This is a genomic window from Lactivibrio alcoholicus (assembly GCF_055390895.1).
Map to the genome: position 1 here is coordinate 1,823,382 of NZ_AP042471.1, position 24,637 is coordinate 1,848,018.

The following is a 24,637-nucleotide window of genomic DNA, read 5'->3' on the forward strand; positions in this document are numbered from 1 at the left end:
GCCGCCCCCCTCACCGGATGTACGCCCGCGGGTCGGCGATGCGCCCTTCGAGGGCGGACGCCGCGCAGGTCGCGGGCGACGCGAGATAGATCGACGCCCTGTTGTTGCCCATCCGTCCCTTGAAGTTCCGGTTCGCCGTGGAGATGACGTTTTCGCCGTCGCCCGGAACGCCAAGATGCGTCCCGGGACATGCGGCGCAGCCGGACGGAAGGATCACGGCCCCGGCTGCCGCGAGCGTCGAAATGACGCCCTCTTCGAGCGCGGCGAGGAGCGTTCCCCGCGACGCGGGGCAGACGAGCAGCCGGCAGTTCGCCGATACGCGGCGGCCGTCGAGGATTCCGGCCGCGACCCGGAGATCGTCGAGCCGTCCGTTCGTGCACGTTCCGATGAAGACCTGCGACACGGCGGTTCCGGCCAGGTCCGCCGCCGGGACGACCGAATCCACCGCGTGCGGCCGGCTCACGAGCGGCGGGATCCGGGACGCGTCGATCCCGATGCGCGACCGGAACGCCGCGTCGTCGTCGTCGAACGCGGGGCGCGCCGCGCGCGCGCCCTTTCCTTCCAGATACCGGGTTGTCTTTTCGTCGGCCTCCATGAGTCCGACCTTCGCGCCGCATTCGATCGCCATGTTGCTGAGAGTGAGCCGTTCGGAGACGGACATCCCGCGGATCGTCTCCCCGCAGAATGAGAGTGCGAGGTAGTCCGCCCCGTCCGAGCCGATCTTCCCGATCAGGTTAAGCATGAGGTCCTTCGCGAACGTGCCCTTCGGCATCTCTCCGGCGACGGTGACCGCGACGGTCTGCGGGACGCGGAGCCAGAGCTTTCCCGTGAGCAGGACGCCGCTCATGTCCGACGACCCGACGCCGAACGCGAAGACGTTCAGCGCGCCGTAGGTGCAGGTGTGCGAGTCCGCGCCGACCGCGAGGTCTCCGGGGACGACGAGCCCCTCTTCGACGACGAGCTGGTGGCAGACGCCCTCGCCGACGTCGTAGAGACGGATTCCCTGCTCCGAGGCGAACGTCCTGAGGAGCGCGTGGAGGTTGCTGATCCGCTCGTTGGGGCTCGGCGCCGCGTGGTCGAGCATGATGACGACCTTCGACGCGTCCCACACGCGTTCCTTCCCGTACTCGCGGAAGGCCGTGATCGCGATCGGGCCCGTGGTGTCGTGCGTCATCGCGAGGTCGACGTCCGCGACGACGAAATCCCCCGCCTTCGCGTCATGCCCCGCGTGCTCCGATATGATCTTCTCGACCGCCGTCTTTCCCATGCGCGTCCTACGCCCGCGTCGAGAGAAGGTCCGCTAGCGCGTTGAAGCGGTCGATCCGTTCGAGGTTGAGGACGGCGTCGATGATCTTCTCGATTCTTGCGCCGTCCTGGATCGCCCGGCCCGAGAGCGTCCGGAACTTCCAGAGCAGCTCCTCGTGCGTGAACGGATTCTTCGGGTGCCCCTTCGGATAGGTCTCGCCGATGTTGTAGACCGTCCCGTCCTTCATGACGAGGTCGACCTTCACCGTGTAGCGCAGGTGGCGCGGCAGCTTTTCGATCTCTTCGTCGTGGATGACCTCGACCTTTTTGGCGTATTCGAGGATCTTCGGATCGCGGATCTTCTCCTCGGTGAACTGGTGGATGAACGCGTTGCCCTCGAGAAGCGTGACGGCGCAGACGTACGGGTGGCTCAGCTGCGCGGCCACGACGCTCGTGATCGCGTCCGACCCCACGGAATACTTGTGCGTGATCGATGTCGTGTGGACGATGATCTTCTCGATGTCGTCCGCCTTGACGTCCGGATGTTCCTTCTGGAACGTGCGCAGCGCGCCGATCGTCGTGTGCTTGCTCCGGCACGTGGAGTAGAATTTCAGCCCGATGCCCATGAGTTCCCAGCGCGAGCCCAGGTCGCCGCTCGTCCGCTCGACGTCGTAGACGTCGTCGGTGAAGCAGTTGTAGAAGCCGCCGAACTTGTTCTCGAACACGTCCTCGATTCCCGTGAACCCCTGTTTGGCGAGCAGCGCGCCGATGATCGCGCCCTCGGAGGACTTCGACGGGACGATGCGCTTGGCCATCGACGCGAACTGGACGGCCTGGAGGCCTCCGGCCCAGTTTCCGGCGATGCCCATCGCGTGGCCCATCTGTTCCGGCGTGAGGCCGAGCATGTGGCCGACGCCCGCCGTGGAGCCGAACGGGCAGCAGGTTCCCGTGTTGTTCCAGCCCTGGTGCGCGATCTCCATGCCGACCGGGGCGGCGATGCGGCAGGAGATTTCGTAGGCGAGCGCTGCGGCCGTCAGGAAGTCCTTGCCGCTCATGGTCCCCTGCATCTCCGCGAACGCCGTGATGCAGCCCAGAACGCCCGTCGAGACGTGGATGATGCCGTCCGTGTGCGTGTCGTCCAGCTCGAAGGAGTTGATCGCCGAGCCGTTGAGCATCATCGCGTTGACCACGGAGGTCTTCCGGTCGGTGCCCCAGATGCTCGCTTCCTTCCGGTCGGTCATGCCCTCGAGCGTGTCGCGGTAGATCTTCATCCACGGCGTCGTGGAGCCGAACAGCCCGCAGCCGTAGCAGTCGAGCAGCACGCGCTTGAGGTGGTCGAGAACTTCCGGCGGGATGTCCTCATAACGCAGTTCCGAGGAGAATTTCGAGAGTCTTTCGTTGATCACATCGAACATGGCGATCTCTCCTTATGTCTTCAGAATTGAAGCAGGGAGGCGAAGGACGATACGTCCGCGCACTCCCGGATGGACATTGCGCTTGTCACGATCGCACCGGCGCGCGCCTCGTCGATGACGCCGCCCGTGACGTCGCGGAACTTCGCGCGAAGTTCGTCGTCGGTCATCGGGTTTTCCGGGTCGCCCTTCGCGTGGTCGATCCGCGACGAGACGCCGGCGCCCGAGCGGTCCCGGATCTCGACGACCATCGACCGCGGGTTCGGGTAGAGCTTCTGGATCTCCTCGTCCACTTCGATCCGGACGAGGTCGGACACACGCCGGACTTCGGGGTCCGCGATCGCGTCGTCTTCGTATTCGCCCAGTCCGGCGCGGCCGCGGACGATGATCGACGCGATCCCGTACTGGATGCTGAGCCGCGCGTGCAGCGGCGAACGGTAGTCCGGGATGTCCGACCCCTGCTTGGCGTTCCGGTGCGTCCGGACGACGATCGATCCGATCTCGTCGGGCCGGAAGGGGCGCTGCGCGAGGTCCTTCTGCGTCGCTTCGATCGCGTAATGGACGTACCGGCAGGAGCACCAGGGCTTGAAGTAGATCCGAAGGAAATTCCAGTCCTGCCCGAGGCCGTCCGTCACGACCGCCGGGTCTGCCCCGTCGGGCGCGAAGCAGTGGAAGAAGCCCAGGCGCCCTTCGAGGATTTCTTCGGGGCCGGTCATTCCCTCCTTTGCGAGCATCGCCGCGAGGATGCCGTTCCGGGCGGCGTTTCCGGGGTGCAGGTGCTTGGAGATCGATCCGTCGATTTCGTACTGGTTGATTCCGGAGGCGAGGCTTCCGGCGAGGCCGAATGCGTTGGCGGTTGTTTCGGCGTCCAGCCCGAGGATCTTCGCGGCCGCGGCCGTCGTTCCGAACGTCGCGATCGTCCCGGTCGGGTGGAATCCTCGCAGGTAGTGCCCCGGGTTGATTGCCGTTCCGATGCGCAGCGAGACTTCGTACCCCGCGACGACGGCCTCGACGAGCTGCAGGCCCGATATGCGCTTCGCCTGTCCGAGCGCGAGCGCCGCCGGGATGATCGAGGCCCCGGGGTGATAGGTGGCGTGCTTGGAGCCGTCGTCGAGTTCGAGCGCGTGCGAGGCCATCCCGTTGACGAGCGCCGCTGTCATCGGCGACCGGGAGATCGTGCTTCCGGCCACGGCCGCGTCGCCGCGCTCGCCGAGTCCGGCCGCCAGTCGCCGGCCCGCCTGTCCGGCCTGCGAGAGACGACTTCCGGCGATCATCGCGCCCGTCGTGTCGAGCAGGCAGCGATGCGCCTGGTGCGCGACGGCCTCCGGGAGCGAGTCGAACCTCAGTGACGCGGAGAAGCGCGCGAGGCGCGAGGCGAGTGATCCGGACGAAACCGTTGCGGCGTGCGTCTCCATTCGCGGTCCTCTCCGCCTAGTCGTCCCAGGGAACTTCGAGCGCGAAGAGCGGCGCGTACTGCTGGCAGCCGTATACGTCCGTCTCGCCGGGGCCGCCGCTCGGGATGCGGCGACGGATATTGGCCTTGATTCCCATGCCCGGGTCGAAGAACATGAAGTCCTCGATGCGTTCCGCGGGCAGGCCGTACGCGTCGGCGACCGCCTGTTGCGTGACGGCGCCCGATTTCTTGACCTTTTCGTAGACGCCGCGGTCCGCGAAGATGATTTCGAGCGTGATCATGAAGCTCCCCGCGTTCTTGCTGCGGATGGTCCGTGCAAGGTCGCAGATGTTTTTCGTCTTCATCGTGTGCAGAACCCCCCTTCGGCCGCATGGGCCGCAAAACAGCCGAGAATGTCTCCGTATGTCGCGGAGTCGACGTCCGACTCCACGCAGATCCGCCACAGATCGCGGACGAATCCGCCGGGCGCGTAGGGCTCGAGCATGAGCGCGAGCTTTTCGAGAAGGTCCGCGTCGGTCGCCGGGTTCTCCGGTTCGCCCTTCGCGACCGGAATGCCCTTTTCGAAGGTCCGTCCGTCGCGCAAGCGCACGCGCATCCACGCGCCGCGCTCCTCGGGGTAAACCGCGTTCATCCGCTCGTCGGCCTCGATCGTAACGGACCGGGCGAGGCGGCGGAGTCCCTCGTCGCGGATCAGTTCGGGCGTGTACTCCCGGAGCGTGACGTTTCCCGTCCGGAGTGCGACGGCCAGCGAGAAGGGCATGCTGAACATCGCCTCCTCGAACGTCTCCGGGGTGAAGACCTGCCCCACCTCGACGATCCCGAGCGTGTAGGTGCGCACGAGGATCGATTCGACGTCCGCGTCCGTGCAGCCGAGGTTCGTCCGCGCCTCGCGGACGAGGTCGATCGCGGCGTGGCAGTGGCGGCAGGTCGGGTAGAGCTTCGTGTAGGTCAGAAGGATCTCCCACCGTCGCCCGAGGTCGCCTGTGAGCGCGTCTTCCGAGTACTCCCCCGCGCACATGGCCTTGAGCCAGCCGTGCTGCCCCTCGAAGAGCGTCCGGGGCGCCTTCGCCCCCGCGCGCGCGAGGTCGGCCGAGAGGACGCCGGCCATCGCGGCCTTGCCGGGCTGGAGCGTCTTGATGCCGGGGTTGTCGTGGAGCATCTCCTGGAGCCCCGCGCTCTGGAGCCCGCCCATCGACATCGCGTAGGCGAACGGTTCGGGGTCGAGGCCGAGAAGGCTTGCGCACCCGGCCGCCGCGCCGATCGATCCGCACGTCCCGGTGGAGTGGAAGCCCCGTTTGAGGTGCGACGGGTTGATGGAGCGCGCCGCGCGGAGCATCGCGTCGTACCCGACCGATATGGCCTTCAGGATCGTGCGGAACGACGCCCCCTCGCGCTCGCCGACCGCGAGGACGGCCGGGATGACCGCTACCGCCGGGTGGGACGTCCCCCACCGGTGGCCGTCGTCGAGTTCGATGGAGTGCGCCATGATCCCCGTCGCCGTCGCGGCGTTCATCGCCGGGACCTTCGTCCCGTCGCAGAGGATCGTGGCCTCGGGCTTTCCGCCCAGGTTCCGCGCGTATTCGTTCCAGATCGCCGCCACGTCGCCCTCGCAGTATCCGGCGACCGTCTCGCAGAGGAAGTCCGCGAGCGTCCGGCGGGCCTTGTCATACACCCGCTCCGGGATGTCGCCGGGCCCGAGCCGCGCGTAGAAGTCCGCGAGCGTGCAGAGCAGCGTGTGCGTGACGTCCGTCGCCATCGTCCTATTTCCCGGACACCGTCTCGAACGTGTAGCGGAAGATCTCCGGGTCGAGCGGGTCGGAAAGCGTGAGCAAATGGTCGACGGTCCAGCGGTAGGCCTTGTTCTTCGGGAAGAGGGGTTCGTCGGTGAGCAGGGCGACCGAGCCGCCCGAGGAGTTCATCTGCCCGGGGTAGCTCATGTAGAAGAAGCGGAACTTCGCGCACTTTGCGACCGACGTCGCGAGTTCGATGTCCTTCGAGATGACCTCGATAACGACCGCGACCTCGTGGGAGAGCGTCTGCTTCACGGGCTCGATCTCCTGCATGACGGCGTTCGCGCCGTAGACGTGGAAGAAGAGTTCGTACAGGCCGTCGCGGTGCGGTCCGATGATCTGCGAGACCTTCTTGCGCGTGTCGGCGAGGATCTGGTCCATGTACGCGATCGCGCGCGTGTCGCGGACGCCGACGAGGTTGTAGACGCGATGCCCCGCCTCGCCCGCGCCTTCGAGCTTGACCTTGTAGCTTCCGTCGGGCGACGGGACGAAGCGGCTTCCCGTGACGCGGCAGATCCGGTCGGTCTGCGCCTCGTAGACGCTTTCGTGCATGTCGAGGATTCCGCCGGGGAGCGCCTGGACGAACGGATTCGTGCGCTCGTACATCGAGTGCGCCGCGACGCTGTGGGGCGTCGCCTGCTGGTCCGGGTGCATCGGCTCGATCGTGAAGCAGTCGTCGTACACGGTCCCGATGATCGACTCCTTGACCTTCTGCGGCCAGCACACGAGCGACGCGCACTCCGCCGCCTTGCCCATGTGGAGGCTCACGCCGCGGTCGAACCCCCTGAAGACGGGGTACGCGGCGAGAAGCGTGTCGTCGCAGGAACGCCCCGCGATGATGACGTCCGCGCCCTTCGCCAGCGCGTGGACGATCTGCTCGATGCCCATGCTCGCGGTCACGTTCGTCGTGGCGTCGAGCACCCCGTCGTCGAGCGGAAACGCCGCGCCCAGCGGTTCGGTGTCGCCCTTTCGGACCCGCGCACGAAGGGTGGCCATCGGAATCTGGGAGTAGATCATCGCCATCTTGAAGGGCTCCATCTTCCGTTCCTTCGCGACGGTCCGGATGATGTCCGCGTAAAGGTTGACGCCCCGGTCCGTGCCGGTGGTGCTGCACGAACCCACGATCATCGGGACCTTCTTCTTCCGCGACTCGACGAGCATGATTTCGAGGTCGTGCCGCTCCCATTCGTAGGGGTTGTGCGGCATGTCCGCGCCCAAAAACGTCGGCCCCGCGTCGGCCGTCCCCGCATCGGCTCCGAAAAAGTCGATATCCCGCTTGACGCCCTCGTAGAAGGATCCCTCCTCGATGATGTTGTCGCCCAGGTTGCCCGTAGAGACCAGCAAGGATACTTTCCGCACGGGTGCATCTCCTCCTCTGACGGTCCGTTAATGATCCTGCGTTGTGTAGAAAACGGAAATAGATTGCCGAATACGTGTCAAGAATAGTCGAGCGTTTTTTCAGTGTCAAGTCCCTTTAGTGGATATTTGACGGGATGACCGCAAATATTGCCTTTTTCCGTCTTCGCGGGTATCATGATAGTCGTTGCGGTCATAAATGCTTATAAACAGGCGTTTTGAAGCCTCTTGCCCGTTCCGGACGCGAAGTGTCTTGCCCGTGTCCGTTCTGGGGCCGGAAGTGCGTTTCCGAGCCTGGAGACGATGTGACGGTGTTTTTGTTCGGAACATAAAACGGCAGTGTATTTCCTTTCTAAAGATGTGGCATACTATCCATCCGGGGGGGCCGATCATGTTTGAACCCGAAACGTATCCGGACACGATCATCGAAATGTTGCGCGTTCTCTATTTCTCCGGAGGCATCCAGGCGTCGGGGGACCTCCGGGGCGCATTGCGAAAGCAGGGGTTCGACCTGGAGCTGCGGACGATCCGGTATCACCTCGCGAATCTCGAGAAGGACGGCATCGTCCGAAGGTTCGGAAACAGGGGCGTCGTCCTCACGGACCGCGGTGTCGCGGAGTCCCGGATGCTGCTTGTCTTCGACCGCATCGGCGTCTCGTCCCGGGAGATCGAGCGCGTCGCGGCGGACAGCGACTACGATCCCGCCGCCGACGCCGGGACGGTGCTCGTGAACACGCTCCTGATCGACGAGGCGCGGCTCGGCGGCGTTCTCGACGTCCTGGCGGACACCGCGGGATCTCCGGTCATCGTTTCGTCGCGCGTCGGAATCGTTCGCGCGGGGGAACGCCTCTGGAACTTCGTCGTGCCGCAGGGGACCGTCGCGCTTCTCGGGATCACGACGCGCAACTTCGATGTCTTCCTCCAGAAGCGGCGGATCCCGACCGAGACGATCGCGACGGTGCTCCTCCAGATCGAGGACGGCCGCCCGAAGGGCATCGCGGATATCCTGTTCCACTCGGGGACGACGCTGAGCCCCGGAGAACTTCTGATCCGGGGAAGATACACGTCCGTCTCGGATGTCGTCCGGACCGGGACGGGGCTCGCGACGGCGTCGATCAAATCGTTTCCGCCGCAGTACTTCGACGAGGTCGCGGACCTTCTGCGCGGTCTCAGGCCGGAATCGTTCTCGGGCCTGATCGAGATGAAGGGGCAGCTTCCCCCAGCCTACCGCATGAGCTACAGGGACCGGGAGAAGGGGTACATGCTCGTGTACGGCGGCGCGAACTTCTTTGCTCCGCTCGTGGAGCTGGACCTTGCCGAAGATTTGCGCATCAGCCACGCGCTCTACGATATATCACGGATGCGCCCCGTCGCGGAGCTTCGGAGCGTACACGTTGCATCGGGAAGTTGACGGGATGGTATGTGTGTGCGCTTTTGAATGTATACAATATTTGGGGCGGACTGTGCTACAATGGCACCCGTCCGGTCGTTTCCGGATGAAGCGGGGAACGGCCCGAGGGCACGTTCCGGACGGGAGGGGATTCTGTGGGAGTGATGTCGGTGACGACGCATGTCCGGCCCGAAGATCTGGCGGTCGTCGCGGAGGCGAGGGGATACGGCCTCGTCATGGACCAGTCGAGGAAAAACGGCGGGCGCGAGGATACGATGAAGCCGATGGAGGTCGTTCTCGCGGCGCTCGGTGGCTGTATCTCGATGGTGGCGCGGGGGCAGGCGCCCCTCAGGAATATCGATGTGCGGGATATCGGCCTCGACATCGAAGGAGACTACACGGCTGAAGGCTTTCAGACCATCCGCATCCGTGCGGAGGTTGCGTCGTCGTCTCCGAGGGAAGAGGTCGAGGAGTTTCTCCACTTCGTGGAGAGTATCTGTCCGGTGAGCAATTCGCTGAAGGCGGATGTCAGGATCGAGGTGGTGATGCGGCCGAAGAACGCTTGAAAGGGTTCCGCGACAGACCTCGTTTTTTTTCTTTCCGGATCATCACCCCTTGAGACAGGAGGAATTTTATGAGTTTTCTTCAGACGTTCGGCCTGACCAACGCAGGCGATATCAATACCGCTTTGCTCATGCTCGTGCTGATCGCGTACGCCATCGGTGACGTCTTCTCCTACAAGACGAAGGCCGTCTTCTCGATGATCTTCGTCACCGGGTTCGTCTTCCTTTTCGGCTTCTGGTTCGGGTTCCCGAAGAACATCTTCCAGACGACCGGAACGTTCGCGTACGCAGCGGTCAGCCTTCCGCTCATTCTCGTCCACATGGGAACACTCATGAAGCTCAGGGACATCAAGCAGGAGTGGAAGACCGTCATCATCGCGTTCTCCGCCCTCGTGTGCCTTTCAATCGGCCTCTACTTCATCGCCGGCCCGATCCTCGGCAAGGTGATGGCGTTGACGGCGGCCGGTCCGATCTCCGGCGGCATCGTCGCGACGATCATCGTCTCGGAGGCCGCGAAGAAGGTCGGGCTCGAAAGTCTCGCCGTGTTCGCCACGCTGCTGCTCGTCCTCCAGAACTTCGTGGGCCTTCCGATCGCATCGCTGTGCCTGAAGTCCGAAACGCGGCGCCTGCTCGACAAGTTCCGGAAGGGCGAACTCGAAGGCGCTTCCGGCGCTTCCGGCGAAAAGAGCGATCCGGAAAAGCCGTCGTTCCGGCTGTTCCCGGCTTTTCCGAAGCCGATCCAGACGCCCTTCGTGCTTCTCGCGAAGACCGCGATCGCGAGCTGGCTCGCCCTTCTCGTCGCGCAGCACTACAACGCGATGGTTCTGGGCGCCGGGATGCCCTACCTCCAGATCCACAAGTTCGTCATGGCGCTCATCGTCGGAATCCTCCTCTACGAGACCGGCTTCCTCGAGCACAAGATTCTCGACAAGGCCAACGCCGCAGGCTACGCGATGTTCTTCTGCCTCATCTTCGTGTTCGTGAGCCTTCCGCAGGCCACGCCCGAACTCGTTCGCTCGCTGGTCTACCCGGTCGTCGTCGCCTTCGGAGTCTCGCTCGTGGGGATCGTGACCGCGGCGTTCATCATGTCGAAGATCCTCGGCGTCACGTGGGCCCTGGCCACGGCCATCGGCGTGACGTGTCTCTTTGGCTTTCCCGGAACCTTCATCGTCACGGACGAGGTCACAACGGCCGGCTGCGCCAATCACGAGGAGAAGGAGTACTGCATGAGCCGCCTTCTTCCCAAGATGCTCGTCGGCGGATTCACGACGGTCACCATCGGATCCGTCGTCCTCGCGGGATACCTCGGCCAGATCATCGAGGCGGTCGGGAAGTAACGCCAGCCCGAAAAACCCGGAACATACGGAACGCCCCCTCCGGTCGACGCCGGAAGGGGCGTTTTTTCGTCCGCAGGAAATCCTGTATCGTGCGGAGAGATCGGCATGAGATCGCAATCTCCCTCACGTCGCAATCAATCCCGGCAGTCCGCGATCCGCACGTCTGGAGACGTTGCCTGGTGTCTTCACCGGATGGCGCTGTCTTGTCCCTTACCCCATCGTGACGTCACTGTCGTCCCGGTGGCGCAGCGAAAGCGGGGGTTGCCAAAACTAGTGACAGCGTAGTAGTCTATTAGCTTGTGAAATGGGAGGGGCACGATGGCCATTTCCGCAAAATTCGATATTTCGGGCAAAGTCGCGGTCGTCACGGGAACGTCCCGCGGGCTCGGCAAGGGGTACGCCGAGGGGCTGGCCCAGGTCGGTGCGGTCGTGATGTGCTGCGGCGTCAGTCGCGACGGTATGGAGGCGACCGCGAAGGCGATCCGCGACGCGGGCGGAGAGGCCGAGGCCCATGTCCTCGACGTCTTGAAGCCCGGCGAATCACGCCGTCTTTTCGAGGAGATCGCGGCGCGGCGCGGCCGGCTCGACATTCTGGTCAACAACGCGGGAACGGAGGACATCAGCGATTTCGTGAACGTGACGGAAGCGCAGTACGATGCGATCATGGGCGTCAACCTCCGCGGAACCTTCTTCGCGGCGCAGGCGGCCGCCCGGATCATGATGCGCCAGCGCGCGGGGAAGATCCTCAACATCGGATCGCTCGGAAGTGCGATCGGCCTTGCGCAATCGTCGGTCTACTGCGGCTCCAAATGCGGCGTCGTCGGCATCACGCGGACGATGGCGATCGAACTGGCGAAACACAACGTCCAGGTCAACGCGCTCGGCCCCGGATACTTCCGGACGCCCATGACGGAGCCCTTCTTTCAGGACCCGGCCCACCGCAAATGGATCGAGGAGCGGATTCCGGCCGGCCGTGTCGGAACGGCCTACGATCTCATGGGGACTGTCATCTTCCTGTGCAGCGCCGCGTCGGATTACCTGACGGGGCAGATCATCTACGTGGACGGCGGCTGGCTCGCGAGCTGAGCGGCGCAGTACCGCGAAAGGAGACGGAACGGACATGAGGGTATTCAAGGAAGCCGCCCGGAATCCGGGCGAAGAAAGGGCATCGGTCGAACGGGTTGTTCGGGACATTCTGACTGACGTCGGGGAGTGGGGCGACCGTGCGGTTCTCGACTACACGGAGAAGTTCGACGGGTATCGTCCGGCGGCGCTGCGCGTTCCGCCCGACGCCGTGAAGGCGGCGTACTCGAAGGTGGAGCCGGAAACGGTCGCGAATCTGAAGTTCGCGGCCGACCGGATTCGCGGTTTCGCGGAACGCCAGCTCGCCTGTATGAAGGAACTCCGCTACGAGATTTCCCCCGGTGTGACGCTCGGCCACAGGCTCATTCCGGTGGCTTCGTGCGGCTGTTACGTCCCGGCCGGGAGATACCCGCTGCCGTCGTCGGCGCTCATGTCGGCGATCCCGGCGAAGGTCGCCGGGGTCCGTCGCGTCGCGGCGTGCTCGCCCGCGAGTCGGGGGCAGGACGGCATCCACCCGGCGGTTCTCGTCGCGATGGATCTTGCCGGCGTCGACGAAGTCTACTGCATGGGCGGCGCGCAGGCCATCGCGGCCTATGCATTCGGAACGAAGACGGTCGGAGCCGTGGACATCATCGTCGGCCCCGGAAACAGGTACGTCACCGAGGCGAAGCGGCAGGTGAGCGGTTCGGTCGGAATCGACATGCTCGCGGGGCCGAGCGAGGTCGTGATCATCGCCGACGGGACGGCCGATCCGAAGTGGGTCGCAGCCGACGCCCTCGCGCGATGCGAACACGATCCGAACTCGTGGACGATCCTCGTGACGACGGACGAGTCGCTCGCGCAAGCGGCGAGTGCCGAGATCGAGTCGCAGCTCGCGACGCTCCCGACGGCGGACGTCGCGCGGACGAGCTGGCGCGACAACGGCCGGATCCTCGTCGTCGACTCCGACGACGAGGCCGTTCTCGCGACCGACAGCATCGCGCCCGAGCATCTTCAGGTGATGACGCGCGACAGCGCGTCGATCGCCGCCAGGCTCACGAACTTCGGGTCGCTCTTCGTCGGGCACAACGCTCCCGTCGCGTTCGGCGACTACGTCTCCGGGCCGAACCACATCCTTCCGACACAGACCTGCGCCAGGTTCTCGAACGGCGTCTTCGCGGGCACGTTCCTCAAGGTCAGCTCCTTCCAGGAGATCACGGAGGAGGGCGCGAAGAGCCTTTCCGGGCCGTGCGCCCACCTCGCCGGCGTCGAGGGACTCTTCGGCCACCAGCGTTCGGCGCAGCTTCGCGGATGACGGGAAGCGTCTGCGCGGCCGGAGTGCCGAACTTCGCCTCGTGGACGAACATCGTCAACATTCTGTATCACACGACGATCATGAGCATGCTCGTCCTGGCGCCGGGGCTCGTGATCCTGGCCGGGACGAAGTGGTTCCCCGGGACGATCCTCGCGAACCCGTACGTCGCCCTCGCGCTCACACTCGCCGCCGGCGCGCTGCTGGGCCTGTTCAACGGCGTGTGCGTTTCGCGTCTCGGGATGAACGCGTTCATGCAGACGCTCTCGCTTTCGATCATTCTCCGGGGACTGACGCTTTTCCTGATCCCGCTCGCTCCCATCTTCTCGTTCGTCGGAAAGGCGCGTTTCGCCGCTCTCGGCAACGTCCCGGCGGCCGTGTTCGTGACGTCCGGCATCTGCGTGGTCTTTCACGTCGTCCTGAAACACACGGTCTTCGGCCGGAACTACCTCGCGACGGGAGGGAACGAACGCGCGAGCTACGTCGCCGGGATCGACACCCGGAAGATGATCGTCGCCGGGGTCGTCATCGCGGGTACGTCCTCCACCGTCGCCGGACTCCTGACGACGGGGCGGCAGGACTCGGTCTCCAACACGATGGGAAACGGCATGACGATGCTCGCGTTCCCGGGGGCGCTCCTCGACGGGACATCGATGAGCGGCGGCAAGGGAAAGTGGAACAACACCGATTCGCACGCGAAGGCGTCCGACATGCTGACGCGCTACGGCGGAAAAGTTCTCGGAATCTACGTCCAGACGCCCGACATCATGGGGGCGGGAGTCGTCTCCGCGATCGAGGCCGCGAGGCTCCAGGCGAAGGATTTCGGAATCTGCGGAATCTCTGCATCGGTCCCGAGGGCATCGACCTCATCAAGAAGGGAAAGGTCCTGGCGGTCGTCGAACAGCCCGCGTACGACTCGGCGCTTCTCGCCGTGCAGTACCTCTACGACATGACTCATGGAAAGCCGGTTCCGAAGATCGGCGATACGATCGTCGTAAAGGACGCTCTCTGGTCGCCCGCGCAGGTCGTCAAGAATCCATGGGCCGAAGACGGCGCGTTCGTCGTGCTTAGGGGCCGCTTGTCCCGCAGGAAGTCGGTGCGGACGATCCTCGCCTCTGGGAGAACATGCTGTTCGAAAAGTGACGGACCTTATTTTCGGGGGGCTCTTATGGCAACGCGTTCCTGGGAGCCCCTTCACTTTTTCGAGAAGGCTGAGCGATGCTGCGGATGATGATCGCGCCAGGGAGATACGTCCAGGGTACGGGAGCGGAGGGAATGCAGGGAACCGTGGCCGCATGGCGAACTCGTCCGCGACATCGGCATCGTCGACATGGCGTATTTCACGAACAATTACGATGAACTCCTGAAGGTCCAGAAGACGAAGTTCTGGAAGAACTGCGTCGCGAAGCTCGCTTCCGAGAACGGCATCCGCGTGCTCTCCTTCAACTGGTTCGACGGCACCCGCCACTTCCTCACGAACAAGCCCGTCAGGAAGCCCGAGGATCTCAAGGGAGTCCGGATCCGTACCCCGCGATGCTTCTCGAAGAGTTCGAGAAGCAGGGCAAGATCACTGCGGCCGAGATCATCGCGAAGCGGCAGTTCCAGAACATCACGATGAGCCACTCCTGGGTGACGGCGGCCGTTCCCGTGAGCGCATTCCTGATGATCGTCTCCTCGGGTGTCAGGCTCTTCCGGCAGATCACGAACTTCCCCTCCGCCGTCCACGGCGGCGGAAGGGCGCGTATTCCTGGGGAAGCCTCGCACAGGTGAGCGTCATGCTCAGCACGCTGATGGGAGGCGTCTCCGGCTCGGCGAACGCCGACGCCGTCATGGAAAGCCGGATCCTCGGCCCCGAGATGATCAAACAGGGGTATTCCCGAGGCTACGGCGCGGCCGTCAACGGCCTGACCTCGATGATCACCTGCACGATCCCTCCGAGCATGGGGTTCATCATCTACGGCTCCGAGGGAGAGGTGTCCATCGGACGCCTCTTCGTCGGCGGGGTCATCCCCGGCTTCCTGATGATGGCGATGTTCATGGCGACGGTCCATGTCACCGCCAAACGGGCCGGGTACCTGCCGGTCAACGACCGGCCTCCGAGCGCGCCGGAGGTCCTCGCCGCCCTGAAGGACAACATCTACGCGCTGCTGATCCTGGCGGGGATGTCGCGCGGCGGGATTGACGGACGCAGGCCGCAGCACGACAATGGAACGCACCCGTCGCAATCTGCGGCGGGTGGTGCGCGTTTATTTTTTTCGGAAATGAGGTAGAAACCCGTGAAGAATGTCGAAATGAGCGTGAAAGGCGAGATCCTGACGATTACGGTGGACCTGTCGCAGACGTTCGGGAAGTCCTCGAGCGGCAAGTCGACGATCATCGCGTCGACGGAGGGCAACCAGTCCGTGCCGGGGCACGAGACCGTCAAGATCGGGCTGAACGTCTACACGAAGTAGCTGCGGTAGCCTGGCGGGCCGGGCGGTTACCGGGTCGCCAGCTCCAGCGCGCAACGCAGCAATACGTTTGCGCCGCCCGCCAGATCCTCCGGCCTCGTGCGTTCCTCCGGGCAATGGCTCCGGCCGCCGATCGAGGGGACGAAGATCATCGCCGTCGGGCACACGCGGCTCATGTACTTCGCATCGTGTCCCGCGCCGCTCGGCATCGGGATGTTCGACAACCCAAGCTCCCGCACGGTCCGCTCGACGAGCGCGACCATCGACGGGGCGAAGCGCAGCGGCGGCGTGTCGGTCTTCCGCTCCAGGTCGAAGGAGAGCCCGTGTTTGTCGGCGATGCGGCGGACCATGTCCTCGACGGCGTGTTTGCCGCGCTCGAAGAGGTCTTCGTCGTACTGGCGGAAGTCGAGCGTAAACGCCGCTTCCGAAGGGATGACGTTGACCACGTCGGGAGACACGCGAAGACGTCCCATCGTCGTGAGCGCGCCGTTTCCCATCTCTTCGGCGAACGTCCGCAGTTCGCAGCAGAGTTCCGCCGCCGCGAGCAGCGCGTCCCTGCGGTACTCCAGCGGCGTCGTTCCCGCGTGGTTGGCCTCGCCCGAGAAACGGCCGCGCCACCACGCGATCCCCTGGATTCCCTGGACGACGCCGGCCTGAATCTTCCGCCGGTCGAGCACGGGCCCCTGTTCGACGTGGAGTTCGAGGTAGGACGACGCTTCGATCTTCCCCTCCCCGACGTACCCGATCCGCCCCAGTTCCTCCCCGACGGAGACGCCGTCGTCGTCCGTCGTTCGATAGATCCGTTCGAGGTCGAGATCGCCGGACACGTACATGCTTCCCATCATCGTCGGCTGGAAGCGCGCGCCTTCCTCGTTGGTGAAGGCCGTGACCGCGACGGGGGTTTCCGTTTCCACGGCGTGGTCGTTCAGCGTCCGGATGACTTCGAGCCCCGCGAGGACGCCGTAGACGCCGTCATACGGGCCGGCGTCCCGGACCGTGTCGAGATGCGACCCCATCATGACGGGTTTCGCGCATCCGTTGCGTCCGGGACGGACGCCGCAGATGTTGCCGACCGGGTCGACGACGACGTCGAGCTTCGCGTCGCGGAGCCATGCTGCGAAGAGATCCCTTCCCGCCCGGTCTCCGTCGTCCAGCGCGAGGCGGGTCCGTCCCGCGCCGCCGGGCCGCCCCCCGATGTTTCCCATTTCCCCGAGAGAGCGGAGCAGCCGTTCGACGTCGATCCGCAAGTCGTTCAAGTCGCTCATGAGATGACCTCCGTTCGTTCCGTTTCGGCGTGTTGCTTCCGGAACCTGTTCTCGTACGCGGTGTAGATCTCGTGATAGTGCTCGACCATCTTCCGGATGGTCAGGTCGCACTGCATGTCCCACAATCCGTTCGCGAGCGCCTCGTGTTCGCGAATGATGGTTTCCGGTCGACGCTGCTCGTGGATCGAATAGATCGCGATCCGGGTGACCTCGTCGCTGATTTTCCTCCAGATCTCGTCGAGACGGCGATTGCGGATACTCGCGATGATCGCGGTGTGGAATTTCATGTCCTCCTTGATGAAGGCGATCGAGTCGTCCGTGAGACCTTTCATGTTGTTGATCAACGGAATGAGCATCCCGGCAAGAAACCGGGGCTCGCCTGAAGAGAATATCGCCCTGATCGCGAAGGGTTCGACCATCTCGCGGAGCATGAAAACCTCCCTGACATCGTCCATGCTGATGCCGCGCACGACGATCTTCCGCTTCTCCTGCAGCAGGATCCACCCGTCCTGTCCGAGGCGCTTGAGCGCCTCGCGCACGGGAGTTCGGCTCGTGCCGAGGGCTTCGGCGAGGGAGCGTTCCTGGACGACGCTCTCCGGAGGCAGACGCAGCTCGACAATCCGAGACTTGATTTCGTTGTACACGCGATCGGCAAGATTCTGCCGTTCTTCATCGTTCCGTGGGGTCATTTCCTCCGATGCATCTCCCATGTGTGGATTTCCGGCGGCGTATCGTCGGCGGAACGTGTCCGGGAATCGTTGAAAAGGTTCATTGTATTGTAACAAAAAGAATCTCCCTGTCACCGAGCATCCTCCGGAGACCCGGATTCGACCGGAGGGGGGCAGCGGCCGTCCCGGCGGCCCCGGTCTTTTGATATATTATGCACAAGGTATGCCAAAAATCAATAAGGTATGCCTTGACAATTTTTGGCATACCGAGATATGATACGGCTCGTGCTATTGGAATAGTCGCACAACGTTGAGTGTTGTGATTTTCATTCGTCGTCTCGGTGTTTCGAAGAAAGAGGAGGGATTGGATGCTGCGTGTCGGAATCGCTCAGATCGATATTTCGATCGGAAACCGTGAGGCAAACCGGCAGAAAGTCGCGGACTGGATGAAGCGGTATTACGTGAAGAGTCCCCAAGAGACCGTCATCGTTCTCCCGGAAATCTGGGACGTGGGGTATGCCCTCGAGGACGCCGGGCGTCTCGCGGATCCGGAAGGCGCTTCGGCTGCGGAATTTCTCGGACATCTGGCGCGGGAGTACGGAACCTGGTTCGCGGGCGGATCCGTGCTTGCCGGCACGAAGACCGGGGCGGCGAACCGCGCACAGGTGATCGATCCGCAGGGCAGGCTCGTGGCGCAGTACGACAAGATTCATCTGATTCCGCTGATGGACGAGCAGAAGTATCTCGATGCCGGGAAATCCGACTGTATCTTCCGGATCGGCGACACGACCGCCGGGTGCGTGATCTGCTACGACATCCGCTTCTGCGAGTGGCTGCGCCTGTACGCCCTTCGCGGAACGAAGGTCCTTTTCGTCTCCGCCGAATGGCCGAAAATCCGCATCGATCACTGGAAGGCGCTGCTCAAAGCCCGAGCGATCGAGAACATGATGTACGTCGTCGCGTGCAACAGGGTGGGAACGTCGAAGGACACGCTCTTCGGCGGTTCCTCTGTGGTTCTCGACCCCTGGGGAACGGCGCTCTTCGAGGCCGGTGAGGGAGAGGAAGGACATTTCGTCGTCATCGATCCCTCGAAAGTCGACGAGATCCGCGATCACCTTCAGGTGTTCCGCATGCGAAGACCGGAGCTCTACAGGGAGTAGGACCGGATTTTCCCGGAAGACACGACTCGTTTCAATTCCAAACGATCCTGGAGGTACGGTGGAGACATGGCGAAATATACGGTATTCATGACGGACAAGATCTGGCCCGATATCGAAATCGAGAAGGGGATCCTGAAGAGCGTCGACGCAGAGCTGATCCTCTCGAAGGGCGGTACGCCCGAGGAGATCTGCCGCGAGGGAAAGGACTGCGACGCCCTGATGGTTCTCTTCACGCCCATGAAGAGGGAATTTCTCGGAATGTTCGATCATTGCGGCCTCCTGGTCCGGATGGGGATCGGGACGAATACGGTGGACCTTCCGTTCGCGACGGAACGGGGCATCATGGTCTGCAACGTTCCGGACTACTGCCAGGAGGAGGTCGCCGACCACGCGATGGCGCTCTTTCTGGAGATCACCCGGAAGGTCGGGATGCTCGACCGGCAGGTCAGGTCGGGCGGATGGGACATGTCGATCGCGGACCCGGTTCCGCGCCTTCAGGGGAAGGTCTTCGGACTCCTGGGGTGCGGCGGCATCGGGCGAATGACGGGGAGGCGCGCGGCGTCTTTCGGGATGCGGCTTGCGGGGTATGATCCGTATCAGCCCGAGGAGGTCTTCATCGACGAACGGATCAAGCGGTACGACGATCTCCGGAAATTCCTCGCGGAAGTCGACGTCGTGTCGCTCCATGTGCCTCTGACTCCCGAGACCGCGGATATAATCAACAAGGAGACGCTGAATTTCATGAAACCGACGGCGTACCTGATCAATACGTCCCGCGGAGCCCTCGTGGTCGAGGACGACCTCTACGACGCGCTGGCGGCGAAGAGAATCGCCGGAGCCGCGCTGGATGTTCTCCGCGTGGAGCCGCCGAAGGAGAAGACGCGATTTGCGGATCTTTCGAACATCGTGATCACGCCCCATGCTGGGTGGAACTCGGAGGACGCGATCCCCGAACTTCGCGTGAAGGCGGCGCAGGAGGTGGTGCGCTTCTTCACGGAGGGGCGCCCGAAACATCTGGTCAACAGGGAAATTCTGGAAGTCGCAGCGGTTCGCTGAGATCCGTCACACACATAAAAAGGGAGGTTCGAAGAAATGAAGGGCAAAAGGTTCCTTGGTATGGCGCTGTGCGTTGCGTTCATGGCGGTCGTTCTCCTGTGCAATGCGTCCGTTTCCGTTGCGGCCGACGTCCTGAAGCTGAAGATCGGCCACGTCGTCACCGAGACGGGCGGCGAGCATCTCGGCTCCCTGAAGTTCGCGGAGCTGCTCGACAAGAAGTCCGGCGGAAAGATCAAGCTTCAGATATTCCCCAACGGTCAGATCGGCGGAAACCGCGAGATGATCGAGTCCATGCAGGCCGGCGCCCTCGACATGGCGCTCCCGGCGCTTCCCGCCCTGGGCGGATTCACCGACAAGACCAAGGTCTTCGATCTCTTCTACCTCTTCGACGACAACAAGCAGGCCGAGAAAGTCCTCGACGGACCGGTCGGCCAGGAAGTCGCGAAGTCCGTCGAAGCCGCGAATATCAAGATCATCTCCTGGTGGTCCCAGGGCTTCCGCGAGACGACGGCAAACAGGGAGATCCGGACGCCGGCCGACCTGAAGGGACTCAAGATCCGGGTCATGGAGAATCCGCTTCACATCGAGGCATGGAACACGCTCGGCGCGAGCGCGATCCCGATGGCGTTCTCCGAGGTTCTGACGAGCCTTCAGCAGGGCGTTCTCGACGCGCAGGAGAATCCCTACCAGAACATCGTGAACTCGGGCTTCCACACGGTCCAGAAGTACATCATCGAAACGCACCACCTCTACGGCCCGCTTCCGCTCGTCGTCTCGAAGGTGAACTGGGACAAGCTCGCGCCCGAGCAGCAGAAGATCATCCTCGAGGCCGCCGAGGAGACCAAGGTCTGGCAGCGCGCGAAACAGGAGGAAATCAACAACAGGCTCAAGGCCGACATCCTGAAGACCGGGAAGAACGTCGTCATCGAACTGACGCCCGAACAACGCAACGAATTCCGCAAGAAGCTCGTACCGATGTACAAGAAGTACGTTCCCCAGATGAACGGCGCCGTCGAGAAGATCTACAAGGAGCTCGGCAGGGCGGTAGACTTTTAACTTCCACAGGAGAATCGTTTGACGGACGAATGCCGGGGGTGCGCAACTTCCGGCATTCGTCGAATATTACAGCACGGAGGCGTTCCCATGGGGAAGAAAGTTCTGCGGTTTCTCGACAGATGGGAAGAATACGTCCTGTTCGTCGTAATGATCTTCATGCTTGTCACGCTTCTCGTTCAGGTCGTGTGTCGTTACGTGTTTTCGTTCAGCTTTTCCTGGGCCGAACAGTCGGCCCGAATCGGTTTCGTCTGGCTGACGATGGTGGGCATCAGTCTCGCGGCGAAGAAGGGAATCCACCTCAAGGTCGATATCCTCACGCAGGTCTGTCCTCCTTCCGTCGCCCGAACGATCGAAAAATTCTCGGACGTCTGCACGATGGCGTTCGGTGTCTATATGGGATGGCTCATCTTCAAGACAGTTCTGATGCAGGTCCGGCTTCATCAGGTTTTCGCGTCGATTCCATGGCTTCCGACGTGGACGATGTACGTCGCCGGAACGCTCGGGATGCTGGGGCTCACGTTCCGCACGATCCAGCGTCTCGTTCTCGCGTCGCGCGCGAAACGCGCCAGGGAAGGGAGTGAGTCGGCATGATTCCGCTTCTTCTCGTTTCCCTGCTCGTTCTTCTGCTTCTTTCGGTTCCCGTGGCGATCGCGATGGCGTCCGCGTGCGCGCTGGTCTTCTGGGTATTCTATCCCGGGAGTCCGATGATCCAGCTGCTCGCGCAGGCGATGATCAGCACCGCCGATTCGTTTCCGCTCATGGCGATTCCGTTCTTCATGCTCGTCGGCACCCTGATGTCCCGTTCTGGACTCGCGGAGGAAATCATCAACGTCGGAGACGCCGTGACCGGAAGCATGCCGGGAGGACTCGGCGCGTCGACGATCGTCGCGTGCATGATCTTCGCGGCGATTTCGGGCTCCGGGCCGGCCGTCGTCGCCGCGCTCGGCGTCATTCTCATTCCGGCGATGATTCAGCGGGGGTACGATCCGGGGTACGCGGGATCGCTCGTCGCGGCCGGGGCCACGATAGGGCCCGTCATCCCGCCGAGCATTCCGATGATCATCTACAGCGTCATCGCCGGAACGTCTGTGGTCGGAATGTTCGCCGCCGGAGCCGTCCCGGGAATTCTCATGGGGCTCATCCTCATGCTCTTCAACTACTTCATCGCGAAAAAACGCGGATACCGGGGCAAGGAGCGCCGGGGCGGAGCGAAATGGGTCTTCGGCCAGTGCTGGAAGGCCAAATGGGCGCTCCTTCTCCCCTTTATCATCCTCGGCGGAATCTACGGCGGCGTCTTCACACCGACCGAAGCCGCGGTCGTCGGATGCTTCTACGCGCTCGTCGTCGGCCATTTCGTCTACCACCAGCTCTCGTTCGCGAAGCTGTTCGACGCGTGCGTCGAGGCCGGGGTTCTTTCGTGCCTGTCGATGTTCATCCTCGGCGGGGCGACGACGTTCGGCCGCCTCCTGACCATGGAGCAGATTCCGCAGATGCTCGCGGAAAGTATGCTCTCATTTACGAACAATCCGGTCATTCTCATGGCGCTTATCATGGGATTCCTGCTGATTACGGGAATGTTCATCGACACGACGTCCAACGTCGTGCTCTTCACGCCGCTCTTCCTTCCGATCGTGACGTCGGTCGGGTACAGCCCGATCCTCTTCGGCGTCGTCATGACGATGAATCTCTGTCTCGGGATGATCACCCCGCCCGTCGGCGTCAACCTGTATGTCGCACAGGGAATCTCTCAGGCCCCGTTCGAAAAACTGATCCGGGAAGCGCTGCCGCTCATGGTCGCGCTCATGATCGCGATCGCGCTGACAATCGCTTTCCCGGAGCTCGCGCTGTTCCTTCCCAGACTCATGGGCCAGGCCGTCTGACGCTCCGGAACGGGATTCTGCGCCGGGTATCGTGGCGGGTTGCCGGAATATCCTTCCGGCGACCCGCTTTTTTTACGGAGCAATTCCGTTCAAGAACTTCCTTCCGCCTCGACGTAGAATCTCTTCGAAAGAATATCTTCGGCAGGGGAGGGATCTGCGGATGAAACCGGTACTGCGGAGCGTTCTGGAGGCGATCGGCGAGACGCCGCTCGTGGAACTCTCGCGGTTTGTCGCCGCGCGGAAGCTCGATGGGAGGATCCTCGCGAAGCTCGAGTATCTCAACCCGGGATTCAGCAAGAAAGACAGGATCGCGTTGCAGATCATCGACGACGCGGAGCGTTCGGGGGAACTCAAGCCGGGGCAGACCGTCGTCGAACTGACGAGCGGCAACACGGGAACGGGGCTTTCGATCGTTTGCGGCGTGCGGGGGTACCCGTTCGTCGCCGTGATGTCGAAGGGGAATTCGATGGAGCGCGCCCGAATGATGGCGGCTCTCGGGGCCGAGGTGGTCCTCGTCGATCAGGCTCCGGGTTCGATGGTGGGGCAGGTGTCGGGCGACGACCTCGCGCTCGTCGAGCTGCGCGCGCAGGAGCTCGTCCGCGAACGGAACGCGTTCCGCGCCGATCAGTTCCGCAACCGGGGAAACATCCGGGCGCACGAGCTTCATACGGGCGAGGAGATCTGGGAGCAGTCGGGCGGAACCGTCGACGCGTTCGCTGATTTCGCGGGGACGGCCGGATCGTTCGTTGGATGCGCGAACGCGCTGCGCCGTCATCGTCCGGGAATGCCGTGCTGGCTCGTGGAGCCCGAGGGGGCTCCCTACCTCGCCGCGGGCCGCGTCTCGAACCCGAACCATCGTATCCAGGGAGGCGGCTATTCGATGGATCTCCCGTTCCTCGACGGCCGCGAGGTGACGGGGTTCCTGACGGTTTCCGACGAAGAGGCGATGCGGACGGCGCGGGATCTCGCGAGACTCGAGGGGATCTTCGGAGGATTCTCTGGCGGCGCGAACGTTGCGGCCGCGGCGAGGCTCCTCGAGGGACCGGCCCGGGGAAAGACCGTCGCGGTGCTGATCTGCGACTCCGGCCTCAAGTACATGAGCACGGACCTGTACTGATCGCGATATGCTCCGGGGGATCCGTCGGTAGGGAGAACGGATCCCCCGGAGCGGCAAAAGCGCGCGGGATGAATCCTATCGGTCTTCTTCTTCCTGCTGCGCGAGCTGGCCGAGGACGGAGAGCGTGGATATTCCGTTGTCCGTCGTATTCGCCTTGATATCGTTCTCCGTCAGTGCCTGGAGGAGCTTGTCCGCGGCGGTTTCAACCTTCGAGCCGCACTTGCCGCAGACGATGGCGTTCGCTTCGAGCGTTGCGCCGCAGTTCGCGCACGTGCTCGTCGCCCCGTCGGAAACACTCCCCGTTCCGCCCGATGCCTGGGTCGCGGCCGTGTTCGCCGTTTTCGACGAACCGGACGATGAAGACGACCCCGCGGCGGCTTCCTGCTCCGTCGACGTCTTCGTTTTCTCCTCTGTCTCCGAGGTGATCCGGAGCGTGTATTTCGAGTTCGCCTGACTTGAGAGTCCCTGAATCTCCATCGTCATCGTCGGTGCCTCCCTTATGATATGTGAGTTTCTACGCGCCGAGCGCCTCGTCGATTCTGCTCGTGAGGCTCGCCAGGAGCGCCCCGATCGACGATCCTCCGTTCAGGTCCTCCGGGGGTTCCGGCGGCATCTGTCCGTTTTTCGGCCCGTACGTTCCGTTCGCGGAGACGGCGAAGTCGTCGTTCTCCTCGGGCGCTTTCGGCTGGAGCGCGGAAAGGTCTCCGGTTTTTGCGGCCGTCTCGAGATCGTCCGCGAGATTGCCGAGCATCTTCGCGTCCATGCCGGTGGCCGTTTTCGCCTTCTCGCGGACGTCGTTCGCGAGTTCGGAGACGGTGCTCTTGAAAAGTTCCGGGTCCTTTTCCTGCAACTCCCTGAGTTTGTTCAGAAGTTCGGCGAACCGGGAGATCCCAACTTTGTCCCGTTCTCCGTCCGATACCTCTTCGCCGCCCTGCGTCGTTTGCGCGGTGACGTTTCCGACCTGCGATGTCTGTACGGTGTTCATCGTCGTCGCCATTTCGGAAATACGCATGTCCGTCCCTCCTTATTCCTATGATACGCCTGATGCCGGATTTCGTGCGCCTTTTCCCGTTTCGTTCCGGTCCCTCCTTTCGGGAAGACGGC

At 63.3% G+C, this 24,637-nt stretch carries 26 protein-coding genes; 16 read left to right on the forward strand and 10 right to left on the reverse strand.

The window, feature by feature from the left end; genetic code table 11:
• Window positions 1-10: 10 nt before the first annotated feature.
• The 6 genes from ACZ5IU_RS08465 to ACZ5IU_RS08490 are packed head-to-tail and all read right to left on the reverse strand — an operon-like array spanning window position 11 to window position 7,220.
• Complete coding sequence (locus tag ACZ5IU_RS08465) at window positions 11-1,267, reverse strand: 3-isopropylmalate dehydratase large subunit (RefSeq protein WP_464416248.1); 1,257 nt, start codon at window positions 1,265-1,267, stop codon at window positions 11-13.
• Window positions 1,268-1,274: 7 nt separating this feature from the next.
• Window positions 1,275-2,660, reverse strand: a complete 1,386-nt coding sequence (locus tag ACZ5IU_RS08470; protein WP_464416250.1) for an MmgE/PrpD family protein — start codon at window positions 2,658-2,660, stop codon at window positions 1,275-1,277.
• Window positions 2,661-2,680: 20 nt separating this feature from the next.
• Complete coding sequence (locus tag ACZ5IU_RS08475; RefSeq protein ID WP_464416252.1) at window positions 2,681-4,072, reverse strand: MmgE/PrpD family protein; 1,392 nt, start codon at window positions 4,070-4,072, stop codon at window positions 2,681-2,683.
• Window positions 4,073-4,088: 16 nt separating this feature from the next.
• Window positions 4,089-4,415: a DUF4387 domain-containing protein gene (locus tag ACZ5IU_RS08480; protein WP_464416254.1), complete on the reverse strand. Its 327-nt coding sequence runs from the start codon at window positions 4,413-4,415 to the stop codon at window positions 4,089-4,091.
• On the reverse strand, window positions 4,412-5,827 hold the full coding sequence (locus tag ACZ5IU_RS08485; protein WP_464416256.1) for an MmgE/PrpD family protein: 1,416 nt from the start codon (window positions 5,825-5,827) through the stop codon (window positions 4,412-4,414). The genes ACZ5IU_RS08480 and ACZ5IU_RS08485 overlap by 4 nt, the downstream gene beginning before the upstream one ends.
• A gap of 4 nt (window positions 5,828-5,831) precedes the next feature.
• Window positions 5,832-7,220 (reverse strand): acyclic terpene utilization AtuA family protein, encoded by a 1,389-nt coding sequence (locus ACZ5IU_RS08490; RefSeq protein ID WP_464416258.1) that lies wholly within the window; start codon window positions 7,218-7,220, stop codon window positions 5,832-5,834.
• A gap of 388 nt (window positions 7,221-7,608) precedes the next feature.
• On the opposite strand from ACZ5IU_RS08490, the gene ACZ5IU_RS08495 reads away from it, so the two are divergent.
• The 10 genes from ACZ5IU_RS08495 to ACZ5IU_RS08540 all read left to right on the forward strand — a co-directional run bounded on the left by ACZ5IU_RS08495 (window position 7,609) and on the right by ACZ5IU_RS08540 (window position 15,334).
• Complete coding sequence (locus ACZ5IU_RS08495) at window positions 7,609-8,628, forward strand: NrpR regulatory domain-containing protein (RefSeq protein ID WP_464416260.1); 1,020 nt, start codon at window positions 7,609-7,611, stop codon at window positions 8,626-8,628.
• A gap of 143 nt (window positions 8,629-8,771) precedes the next feature.
• Entirely contained in the window at window positions 8,772-9,173 is a 402-nt protein-coding gene (locus ACZ5IU_RS08500; RefSeq protein WP_464421868.1) for an OsmC family protein, read from the forward strand.
• A 68-nt stretch (window positions 9,174-9,241) separates the two neighbouring features.
• Window positions 9,242-10,507, forward strand: coding sequence for a hypothetical protein (locus ACZ5IU_RS08505; protein ID WP_464416262.1), 1,266 nt, complete (start codon window positions 9,242-9,244; stop codon window positions 10,505-10,507).
• A 318-nt stretch (window positions 10,508-10,825) separates the two neighbouring features.
• Complete coding sequence (locus tag ACZ5IU_RS08510; protein ID WP_464416264.1) at window positions 10,826-11,593, forward strand: SDR family NAD(P)-dependent oxidoreductase; 768 nt, start codon at window positions 10,826-10,828, stop codon at window positions 11,591-11,593.
• Window positions 11,594-11,627: 34 nt separating this feature from the next.
• On the forward strand, window positions 11,628-12,884 hold the full coding sequence (hisD, locus tag ACZ5IU_RS08515; RefSeq protein ID WP_464416266.1) for a histidinol dehydrogenase: 1,257 nt from the start codon (window positions 11,628-11,630) through the stop codon (window positions 12,882-12,884).
• Entirely contained in the window at window positions 12,881-13,834 is a 954-nt protein-coding gene (locus tag ACZ5IU_RS08520) for an ABC transporter permease (RefSeq protein ID WP_464416268.1), read from the forward strand. The genes hisD and ACZ5IU_RS08520 overlap by 4 nt, the downstream gene beginning before the upstream one ends.
• A gap of 377 nt (window positions 13,835-14,211) precedes the next feature.
• Window positions 14,212-14,499 (forward strand): hypothetical protein, encoded by a 288-nt coding sequence (locus ACZ5IU_RS08525; RefSeq protein ID WP_464416270.1) that lies wholly within the window; start codon window positions 14,212-14,214, stop codon window positions 14,497-14,499.
• Window positions 14,415-14,651, forward strand: coding sequence for a hypothetical protein (locus ACZ5IU_RS08530; RefSeq protein ID WP_464421984.1), 237 nt, complete (start codon window positions 14,415-14,417; stop codon window positions 14,649-14,651). Before ACZ5IU_RS08525 ends, ACZ5IU_RS08530 begins: the two co-directional genes overlap by 85 nt.
• 5 nt (window positions 14,652-14,656) lie before the next feature.
• Entirely contained in the window at window positions 14,657-15,151 is a 495-nt protein-coding gene (locus ACZ5IU_RS08535) for a TRAP transporter large permease subunit (RefSeq protein WP_464421870.1), read from the forward strand.
• 6 nt (window positions 15,152-15,157) lie between these two features.
• On the forward strand, window positions 15,158-15,334 hold the full coding sequence (locus tag ACZ5IU_RS08540; protein ID WP_464416272.1) for a hypothetical protein: 177 nt from the start codon (window positions 15,158-15,160) through the stop codon (window positions 15,332-15,334).
• Between the two features lie 26 nt (window positions 15,335-15,360).
• On the opposite strand, the gene ACZ5IU_RS08545 is transcribed toward ACZ5IU_RS08540, so the two are convergent.
• Both ACZ5IU_RS08545 and ACZ5IU_RS08550 read right to left on the reverse strand, forming a co-directional pair.
• On the reverse strand, window positions 15,361-16,596 hold the full coding sequence (locus tag ACZ5IU_RS08545; protein WP_464416274.1) for an allantoate amidohydrolase: 1,236 nt from the start codon (window positions 16,594-16,596) through the stop codon (window positions 15,361-15,363).
• Window positions 16,593-17,285 (reverse strand): GntR family transcriptional regulator, encoded by a 693-nt coding sequence (locus ACZ5IU_RS08550; protein ID WP_464416276.1) that lies wholly within the window; start codon window positions 17,283-17,285, stop codon window positions 16,593-16,595. The genes ACZ5IU_RS08545 and ACZ5IU_RS08550 overlap by 4 nt, the downstream gene beginning before the upstream one ends.
• Window positions 17,286-17,632: 347 nt before the next feature.
• Between ACZ5IU_RS08550 and ACZ5IU_RS08555 the strand changes: the two genes are divergently transcribed.
• From ACZ5IU_RS08555 to ACZ5IU_RS08580, 6 genes are all read left to right on the forward strand, one after another.
• Complete coding sequence (locus ACZ5IU_RS08555) at window positions 17,633-18,424, forward strand: carbon-nitrogen family hydrolase (RefSeq protein ID WP_464416278.1); 792 nt, start codon at window positions 17,633-17,635, stop codon at window positions 18,422-18,424.
• Between the two features lie 66 nt (window positions 18,425-18,490).
• Complete coding sequence (locus ACZ5IU_RS08560; RefSeq protein WP_464416280.1) at window positions 18,491-19,480, forward strand: C-terminal binding protein; 990 nt, start codon at window positions 18,491-18,493, stop codon at window positions 19,478-19,480.
• A gap of 36 nt (window positions 19,481-19,516) precedes the next feature.
• The gene (locus tag ACZ5IU_RS08565) at window positions 19,517-20,536 is read left to right on the forward strand and encodes a TRAP transporter substrate-binding protein (RefSeq protein WP_464416282.1); all 1,020 of its coding nucleotides are present in this window, start codon (window positions 19,517-19,519) and stop codon (window positions 20,534-20,536) included.
• 87 nt (window positions 20,537-20,623) lie between these two features.
• Window positions 20,624-21,127 carry a TRAP transporter small permease gene (locus tag ACZ5IU_RS08570; RefSeq protein ID WP_464416284.1) on the forward strand — a complete coding sequence of 168 codons (504 nt, stop codon included), beginning with the start codon at window positions 20,624-20,626 and terminating at the stop codon, window positions 21,125-21,127.
• Window positions 21,124-22,416, forward strand: a complete 1,293-nt coding sequence (locus ACZ5IU_RS08575; RefSeq protein WP_464416286.1) for a TRAP transporter large permease — start codon at window positions 21,124-21,126, stop codon at window positions 22,414-22,416. The genes ACZ5IU_RS08570 and ACZ5IU_RS08575 overlap by 4 nt, the downstream gene beginning before the upstream one ends.
• A 160-nt stretch (window positions 22,417-22,576) precedes the next feature.
• Window positions 22,577-23,533, forward strand: coding sequence for a PLP-dependent cysteine synthase family protein (locus tag ACZ5IU_RS08580; RefSeq protein ID WP_464416288.1), 957 nt, complete (start codon window positions 22,577-22,579; stop codon window positions 23,531-23,533).
• Window positions 23,534-23,608: 75 nt separating this feature from the next.
• On the opposite strand, the gene ACZ5IU_RS08585 is transcribed toward ACZ5IU_RS08580, so the two are convergent.
• Both ACZ5IU_RS08585 and ACZ5IU_RS08590 read right to left on the reverse strand, forming a co-directional pair.
• Window positions 23,609-24,016 carry a TFIIB-type zinc ribbon-containing protein gene (locus ACZ5IU_RS08585; RefSeq protein ID WP_464416290.1) on the reverse strand — a complete coding sequence of 136 codons (408 nt, stop codon included), beginning with the start codon at window positions 24,014-24,016 and terminating at the stop codon, window positions 23,609-23,611.
• A 31-nt stretch (window positions 24,017-24,047) separates the two neighbouring features.
• Complete coding sequence (locus ACZ5IU_RS08590) at window positions 24,048-24,545, reverse strand: hypothetical protein (protein WP_464416292.1); 498 nt, start codon at window positions 24,543-24,545, stop codon at window positions 24,048-24,050.
• Window positions 24,546-24,637 lie beyond the last annotated feature (92 nt).